The organism is Nocardiopsis trehalosi NBRC 14201, assembly GCF_001552555.1.
Taxonomy (GTDB): Bacteria; Actinomycetota; Actinomycetes; order Streptosporangiales; family Streptosporangiaceae; genus Nocardiopsis_B; species Nocardiopsis_B trehalosi.
On the sequence record NZ_BCRK01000015.1, the window covers coordinates 49,514 to 57,829 of the forward strand.

Here is an 8,316-nt window from a genome sequence, read left to right on the forward strand (position 1 = left end):
TCGCGTTAGGAGCCACGAGTTGCACGCGATCTCCGTCCTCGGATGCGGATACCTCGGTGTCACCCACGCCGCCTGCCTCGCGGAACTGGGGCACGACGTCACGGCGGTCGACATCGACGCGCGGCGCGTCGCCGCGCTCGCCGACGGCCGCGTGCCGTTCTACGAGCGGGGGCTGCAGGAACTGGTCACCCGCCACCTGGCGAACGGGCGGCTCCGCTTCACCACCTCCTACGCCCGTGCCGCCGCCGAAGCCGACGTCCACTTCATCTGCGTGGGCACCCCGCAGCGCGGTGACGGGGCCGCCGACCTGCGCAGCGTCGACGCGGTCGTCGAGGAACTGGGCCCGCGCCTGACCACCGAGTCCCTGGTCGTGGGCAAGTCCACGGTCCCCGTGGGCACCACCGCCCGGATCGCCGAACGGCTGCGGCGGACCGCCCCGGCCGGCGCCGGCGTCCGGACGGCCTGGAACCCGGAGTTCCTGCGCGAGGGGCACGCCGTCGCCGACACCCTGCGGCCGGACCGCATCGTCCTCGGCGTCACCTCGGCGTCCGACGAGAAGGTCCTCCGCGACGTCTACGCGCGGCTGGCCGACGCGGGCGTCCCCTTCGTCGTCACCGACCCCGCCACCGCCGAACTCGCCAAGTCCGCCGCGAACGCCTTCCTCGCCACCAAGATCTCCTTCATCAACGCGCTCGCCGAGGTCTGCGAGGCCGCGGGGGCCGACGTCGGCGGACTCGCCGACGCGCTCGCCCACGACCCGCGCATCGGCGCCCGCTCCCTGCGCCCCGGGGTGGGCTTCGGCGGCGGGTGCCTGCCCAAGGACCTGCGCGCGCTCCAGGCGCGGGCGCGCGAACTGGGGGTCGGCCACGCGCTGGCGTTCCTCGCCGAGGTCGACGCCGTCAACCTGCGCCGCCGCGAGCGCGCCGTCGACCTGGTGCGCCGCCAGGTCCCCGACGGGATCGCCGGGCGGCGGGTCGCCGTGCTCGGCGCCGCCTTCAAGGCCGAGTCCGACGACGTGCGGGACTCGCCGGCGCTGCACGTCGCCGACGCGCTGCGCCGGGACGGCGCCGAGGTCGCCGTCTACGACCCCAAGGCCATGGCGAATGCCCGGCGCGGCCACCCCGACCTGCACTACGCTGCCGATCACCGGCAGGCGTGCGCGGGCGCCCACGCCGTCGCGGTCCTCACCGACTGGCCGGAGTTCCGCGACATCGACCCCCGGGAACTGGGCGGCGTGGTCGCGCGCCGCTCCGTCGTGGACGGCCGCGGCGCCCTCGACCCCGAGGAGTGGCGGCGCGCCGGCTGGGCCTACACCGCCCTCGGCCGCCCGGCGGCCCTGTGACCCGGCAACGAGGAGCCCCATGCGCCGACTGCCCCTGGCCGACCCCGGCACGCCCGACATCCGATCGGCGGGAGCGTTCCTGCGGTGGATCCTGCGCGGGCAGCTGCCCACCCTGGCGGGCGCCGTGGCGTTCGGCATCGTGTGGATGCTCAGCCAGGCGCTGGTGCCCTACGCGGTGGGCGCGACGATCGACGCCGGGTTCGGCGGCGGACCCGCCGGGTTCGACCCGCACGCGGTCCTCACGGGCTGCGCGGCGCTGCTCGGGCTGGGGGTGGTGCAGAACGCCTCCGGGGTGGTCCGGCACCGGTTCTCCATGGCCAACGCGAACATCGCCTCCTACCGCACCCTCCAGGTGGTGACCCGGCACATCGTCGGCCACGGCGCTGCGGTGAACCGCAGGGTCGAGGCCGGCGGTGTGGTGGGCGTGGGGGCGGTCGACATCGCCGCCGTGGGCGGGGTCACCGAGATCGTCGGCCGGGCCGCGGGGGCGGTGGTGTCGTTCACCGCCGTCGTCGGCCTGCTGTTCGCCACATCGGTCCCGCTGGGGGCCATGGCGCTGGTGGGCGCGCCGGTCCTGATGCTCGCCGTGGGGCCGCTGCTGCGCCCGCTGCACCGCCGCCAGGACGGCCACCGGCGGCTCATCGGCGGGCTGGGCGTCCACGCCGCCGACCTCGTCCACGGGTTGCGGGTGCTCCGGGGGGTCGGCGGCGAACGCGGGTTCGCCGAGCGCTACCGCGCCCACTCCCAGCGGGCCCGCCGCGCCGGCGTCCGGGTGGCGCGTGTGGAGTCGCTCCTCGACGCCGCCCAGGTGCTGCTGCCCGGCGCCTTCGTGGTCGCCTGCATCTGGGCCGGCGCCCGGCTGGCCCTCGCGGGTGTGATCACCCCCGGCGACCTCGTCACCCTGTACGGCTTCGCGGCGTTCCTCGTCCTGCCCCTGCGCACCGGCACCGAGGCCGCCGACAAGATCACCAAGGGGATGGTCGCGGCGCGGCGCGTGGTCGACGTCCTCGGCGTCCGGCACGGCCTCGACCCGGTCGGCCCGCCGGCCCCGATCCCGGCCGACCCCGGGCCGGTCGAGATCCACGACGCCGCCTCCGGCCTGGCCGTCGCCCCCGGCGCCTGCACCGCCGTGGCGTGCGCGTCGACCGCCGAAGCCGCCCGGCTGGCCGACCGGATCGGCCGGCACACCGGCGGCGACGTCCGCGTCCGCGGGGTGCCCGCCGCCGACATCGCACTGGACGAGCTGCGCGACCACGTGCTCGTGGCCGACGGCGACGCCTGGTGGTTCGGCGGGCGGCTGCGCGACGAACTCGACCCCGAGGGCCGGCACGGTGACCGGGCGCTGCTCGCGGCCCTGCACGCCGCCTGCGCCGAGGACGTCCTGGAGCGCCTCCCCGAGGGGTTGGACAGCCCGGTCGCCCCGCGCGGCTGGGAGCTGTCCGGGGGCCAGCGGCAGCGCCTGGTCCTGGCGCGGGCGCTGCTCGCCGACCCGCCGGTCCTGGTCCTCGTCGAGTGCGCGTCGGCCGTGGACGTCCACACCCAGGCGCGGCTGGCCCCCCGCCTGGTGCGCCACCGGCGCGGACGCACCACCGTCCTCATCGACAGCAGCCCCCTGCTGCTCGCCGCCGCCGACACCGTCGCGCTGCTGCGCGACGGCACCGTGGCCGCGACCGGGACCCACCGCGGCCTCTCCGCCACCTGCCTCGACTACCGGCGGTTCGCGGGCGACCGCGCGGCCGCGCCGCCCGGCCGGGCGCCCGCCCGCCCGTCCGCCGCCCCGGCCAACCCTTAGGAGCCGCCCATGTCCGGCGGACTGCTGCCCGTGGCGCCCCCGCGCGAGGTCGGCCGCTACCTGCGCGACGTCTACACCCGCCACCCCGGGCCGCTGCTGCGCGCCCTGGCCTGGTACACCGCCGCGTGCGCCGCGGCGCTCGCGGTCCCCCCGCTGCTCGGCCGGCTGGTCGAGGCGGCGGCCGAGGGCGGCGGCGCCCCGGGGGTGTCGGCGGAGGCCGTCGCCGTGCTGTGCGCGGTGCTCGTCCTCGCCGAGGCCGGGTGCGTGCAGCGGGGCCGGCTGACGTCGCGCGTCCTCGGCGAGCGGGTCCTCGCCCGGCTCCGCGAGGACTTCGTCCGCGACGTCCTCGCCCTGCCCCTCGCGGACGCCGAGCGGGCCGGCACCGGCGACCTGCTGACCCGCACGTCGCGCGACGTCGACGCCCTGTCGCGCAACATCCGCTTCGCGCTTCCGGAGATGGTCACCGCGACCTTGAGCATGGCGCTCACCCTGGTCGCGCTGCTGCTGGTGAACCCGCTGCTGTTCGCGCCGTGCCTGGTGTCCGTCCCGGTCCTGTTCGCCGCGAGCCGGTGGTACCTGCGGCGCGCCCCGCGGCGCTACCTGGAGGAGGGCGCGGCCCATTCGCGCCTCAACGACGGGATCGCCGAGACCGCCGACGGCGCCCGCACGGTCGACGCGCTGCGCCGCGGCCGGTACCGGGTCGCCCGCACCGACGCCGACATCGCCGACGTGGTCGGGGCGAGCATCGCCACCCTGAACCTGCGGTCGGTCTGGCTGCCGAGCGTCGGCATGGGCTACTTCCTGCCGCTGCCCGCGGTGCTCCTCGTCGGCGGCCTGCTCTACTCGCGGGGCTGGGCGTCGGTGGCCGAGGTCACCGCGGCGGCCCTCTACGCCCAGCAGCTCGCCGAACCCGTCAACCGCCTCGCCCACTACCTCAACGACGTGCTCGTCGGCTACGCCGCGCTGGCCCGGCTGCGGGGGGTGCCGCGGCCGCGGCCCGCGACGGGGCGGGCGGCGGCACCGGACACCGCCAGCGTCCGCCTGCGCGGCGTGCGGTTCGGCTACACCCCCGACCGGGACGTGCTCGACGGCATCGACCTCGACATCGCCCCCGGCGAGCGCATCGCGGTGATCGGCCCGAGCGGGGCCGGGAAGTCCACGCTCGGGCGCGTCGTCGCCGGGGTGAACGCCCCCACCGCCGGCACCGTCGCCCTCGGCGGGGTGCCGCTCGACCGCATCGCCCCCGACCGCCTGCGGCGCGCCGTCGCCCTCGTCCCCCAAGAGCACCACGTCTTCACCGGGACGCTCCGCGACAACCTCGTGCTCCCGCGCCCCGACGCCACCGACGCCGAGGTGCGGGCGGCCCTGCGCGCCGTGGCGGCGGACCGGTGGGTCGACGCCCTGCCCGAGGGGATCGACACGGCCGTGGGCGCCTCCGGCCACCCGCTCACCCCGGCCCAGGCCCAGCAGACCGCCATGGCGCGGCTGCTGCTCGCCGCCCCCCGCGTCCTCGTGCTGGACGAGGCGACCTCCCTGATCGACCTGGGGGTGGCCCGGTCGCTGGAGAGGTCGCTCACCGCGGTGGCGAAGGGCCGCACCATCGTCGCGATCGCCCACCGGCTGCACACCGCGCACGACGCCGACCGGATCGCGGTGGTCGACGGCGGCGCCATCACCGAACTGGGCACCCACCGCGAACTGCTGGCCCGCGGCGGCACCTACGCGCGCCTGTGGCGGGCGTGGAGCCCCGCGTCGGACGCCGGCGGCCCCTCCGGGCCGCCGGACCGCGCACGAACCGAGGAGTGAGGCCCATGATCGAGCACGGCGGAACCCGGATCAGCACCGCCGTCATGACCCACCCGAAGCGCCTGGAGCACGCGCGGGCGCTGCGCGACTCCCACCCCGAACTCGGCCTGCGCGTCGTCGTCGACCCCGACCCCGAAGGGCCGCCCAGCTCGGTCCGCTCGGCCCGCCTGGTCTGGGAGGCGGCCGGCGCGGACGCCACCCACCACCTCGTCCTGGAGGACGACGTCGCCCTGTGCGCGGACTTCCGCGACCAGGTCCTGGCGGCGGTGCGCGCCCGCCCCGACGCGGTCGTCAGCCTGCACGCCGCCGCGACGTCGCGGACGGGCTTCGCCGGCCGGCTGGCCCTGCTGCGGGGCAGCCCGTGGACGGTGCCCGTGGGGCCCTACGTGCCGACCGTGGGGGTGGTCCTGCCGGTGCGCGCGGCGCGCGCCTTCGCCGCCTACATCGCCGACCGGGCGGTCCTGGCCGACCACCACGACGAGCTGCTGAAGCGGTTCCTCGACGGCACCCGGCTGCCCGCCCTCGTCACCGTCCCCAACCTGGTCGACCACCGCCCGCTGCCGACGCTGGAGGGCAACGTCCTCGCCGACGGCCGGCCGTCGTTCTGCTTCCCCGGCGACGGCGGACCCGTCGACTGGACGGCGGAGCCCACCCGGCCCTCGATCGTGCCCTACCTGATGTACCCGCCGCACCGGCACGCGGTGGGCCTGCTGCCGACGGTCGCCCGCAACGGGGAGCCCCCCTCCCGTGCGGCGGTCGAACTCCTCCAGGAGTCCGGTGTGCCGCTGCCCGCCCTCATGGCGGAATTCGTCGACGCCCTCGACGGGCTGGGGGCGGCGGCCGGTCCGGTCGAGGACATCGTCTTCCCGCTGTGGTGCACCGCCGCGCTGCTCGGCACCGTGCACCGGGTCGAGACCGGCACCGAGGGGGACGCGGCGGACGCGGCGCGGCGCCCCCTGGTCGAGCGGTCCCTGCACGCGTGGGCCGCCGCCGTCCTGGACAAGCGCGCCGGCGCGGACCGCGCGGCGGCGACCGCGCGGCTGGCGGCCTTCCTCTCCCGCGGCCTGACCGCCGGGCTCGCCCCGTCCCGCGGCGAGCGCCGCTACAGCACCGCCGCGTCGTGACACCGACAGGAGGAGACATGACCGGAGCACCGACGGGCCCGCCGAGCGTCGCGGTGATCGGCGCCGGCTGGGCCGGCGCCACCGCAGCCCGGCTCCTGCACGACGCGGGCTGCGGCGTGCACGTGTACGAGGCCGCGCGCGTCGCCGGCGGGCACTCGCGCAGCGAGGTCCTCAACGGCGTGGTGTACGAGCCCGAGGGACCGCACATCTTCCACACCTCCGACCAGCGGGTGCGCGACTTCGCCGTCCGCCACGGCATGGGGCGGCCCTACGCGCACTGCGGGCTGACGCACGTCTTCCTGGACGACGACGACGAGCACGGGCGCACGCTGTCGTGGCCCCCGCAGGTGGACGAGCTCCGGGGGCTCCCGCTGTGGCCCGCGATCGAGCGGGAGCTGGCCGCGCTGCCCGAGCACCCCTCCACGCGCGACTTCGCCTCCTACTGCGTCGGGGTCATGGGCCCCACCCTCTACCGGCTGTTCATCGAGGGGTACACCGTCAAGCAGTGGGGGCGCCGCCCCGAGGAGCTGTCCGCGCGGTTCGCCCCCGGCCGGCTCGGTCTGCGCACCGACGGCGTCCGGCGGCTGTTCCGGGACACCTGGGAGTTCTTCCCGGCCGAGGGGGCGCAGGGCGTCATCGAGAGCGTGCTGCGCCCCGTCCCCGGCACCTTCGGCGAGGAGGTGACCGCCGACCGGTTCCCGGACCTGGAGGAGGTCCACGACGCGGTGGTGATCACGGCGCCCCTGGACGCGTTCCTGCGGCGCCCGGGTGAGCTGGAGTGGCGCGGTATCCGCACGGTGAGCCGCTACGTGCCGGTCGACGGGCCGGAGGAGACGGCGACCGCGGGCTACATCGTCAACCAGCCCTCCTTGCGGGTGCCCTACACGCGCACGGTCGAGACCAAGCACGCCACCGGCCAGCGGATCGCGGGGACGGTGGTCGCCGAGGAGTACCCGGGCGCCGACGCGCGGCACTACCCGGTGCTCACCCCCGACGAGCGCAACGAGCGCGGCAACGCGCGCCTCCAGCGGGAGATCCGCGAGGCGACGCGCATGCGGGTGTTCTTCTGCGGGCGCCTGGCCAACTACGACTACATCAACCAGGACGTCGCCATCGCCCAGGGGATGGCGTGCGCCGACGAGGTCCTGGCCGCCCTCCGGACCGGGCCGCGGGTGTGAGCCGGCCGGCCCGCCGCACCCCCGGCGGGCCGGCCGCGCCGCTCTGACCGGCGGTTTCACGTGAATCCTCGGCAAGGCCGCGGCGGGACGGGCGGTGGCGCGGACCGCGCCGGGCGGCGCCGGGATCAGGGCCGGGGGCGGAGGGCGCAGTCGCCGCACATGCCGCCGGCCGGCAGGCGGTAGTACAGGCAGCAGGTGGTGCGGACGAACGCGTGCGGCGGGTCCGGTGCGAACGCGCCGAGCCCGCGCAGCGGGGGGCGGGCCAGCAGGTGCCGCGCGGCGGCCCGCGCCACCGGGGCGTGGCCGGGCCGCGCCGCGGCGAAGGCGGCCGCCGCCCCGGCCAGCGCCGACGCGGCGTCGCCCCACAGCAGCCCGCCCGCCACCCCGGTGCGGGCGCGCAGCGCCGCCGCGACCGGCGCGAGCACGCCGTCGACGACCCGCTCGCCGACCAGGTCGGCGACCGCCGCGGCGCGGCCGCCGGGTCCGGCCGCGGGGAGCGTGAGCGCGCGGGCGCCGCCCGCAGTGAACGACAGCGGCCCGTCGCGGTCCGGGCGCCAGCGCAGGCCGGCGGGGTCCGGGGTCCGGCCGTGCGCGACAGCGGCGCCGAGCACCGGCGACAGCAGCCGCGACGCCAGCCCCTGGAAGAACAGCGACGCGGCCACCCGGTCCTCGACCCGGTCGGGGGCGGTGCCCGAGGCGGCGGCGAGGGCCGCCCGGGTCCGTTCGACCTCGGCCGCCAGCAGGCCGGGATCGGCCAGGTCGGCCACCGGCCGCAGACCCGGCCCGGGGGGCGGGGGCGCCACGGCGAAGAACACGTTCACCGCGCCGACGTCTGCCAGCACCGCCGCCAGGTCCGCCTCGGCCACAGGTTCCCCGCTCTCGTCCCCGCACTCGCCGTCCCCGGCAGCGTAGCCCGCCCCGGCCGCCGGCCCCGGACGTGCTCCGCCCCTCCCGGCGCGCCGGGCCTCCGCCCCCGCCGGGCCCGAGCCGGTCGGGCCGGTGCCCGGCGCACGTCCCCGCCCCGGCACCGCGCCTCATCCCGCCCGGCCGCCGGGCCGTGCGGGACTGGCCGCC

At 77.8% G+C, this 8,316-nt stretch carries 6 protein-coding genes; 5 read left to right on the forward strand and 1 reads right to left on the reverse strand.

Features of this window, described 5'->3' with window-relative positions; genetic code table 11:
• Positions 1-19: 19 nt before the first annotated feature.
• The 5 genes from NT8_RS04880 to NT8_RS04900 are packed head-to-tail and all read left to right on the forward strand — an operon-like array spanning position 20 to position 7,242.
• Complete coding sequence (locus NT8_RS04880; RefSeq protein ID WP_217999065.1) at positions 20-1,342, forward strand: UDP-glucose dehydrogenase family protein; 1,323 nt, start codon at positions 20-22, stop codon at positions 1,340-1,342.
• Between the two features lie 19 nt (positions 1,343-1,361).
• The gene (locus NT8_RS04885) at positions 1,362-3,134 is read left to right on the forward strand and encodes an ABC transporter transmembrane domain-containing protein (protein ID WP_084468645.1); all 1,773 of its coding nucleotides are present in this window, start codon (positions 1,362-1,364) and stop codon (positions 3,132-3,134) included.
• Positions 3,135-3,143: 9 nt separating this feature from the next.
• Positions 3,144-4,940 carry an ABC transporter ATP-binding protein gene (locus NT8_RS04890; RefSeq protein WP_067964693.1) on the forward strand — a complete coding sequence of 599 codons (1,797 nt, stop codon included), beginning with the start codon at positions 3,144-3,146 and terminating at the stop codon, positions 4,938-4,940.
• Between the two features lie 5 nt (positions 4,941-4,945).
• Positions 4,946-6,064: a hypothetical protein gene (locus NT8_RS04895; RefSeq protein ID WP_067964695.1), complete on the forward strand. Its 1,119-nt coding sequence runs from the start codon at positions 4,946-4,948 to the stop codon at positions 6,062-6,064.
• Between the two features lie 17 nt (positions 6,065-6,081).
• The gene (locus NT8_RS04900) at positions 6,082-7,242 is read left to right on the forward strand and encodes a UDP-galactopyranose mutase (protein WP_067964697.1); all 1,161 of its coding nucleotides are present in this window, start codon (positions 6,082-6,084) and stop codon (positions 7,240-7,242) included.
• Positions 7,243-7,367: 125 nt separating this feature from the next.
• Here the strand turns inward: NT8_RS04900 and NT8_RS04905 are convergent, their stop codons facing one another.
• Positions 7,368-8,108 (reverse strand): (2Fe-2S)-binding protein, encoded by a 741-nt coding sequence (locus NT8_RS04905; RefSeq protein ID WP_067964699.1) that lies wholly within the window; start codon positions 8,106-8,108, stop codon positions 7,368-7,370.
• Between the last annotated feature and the right edge of the window lie 208 nt (positions 8,109-8,316).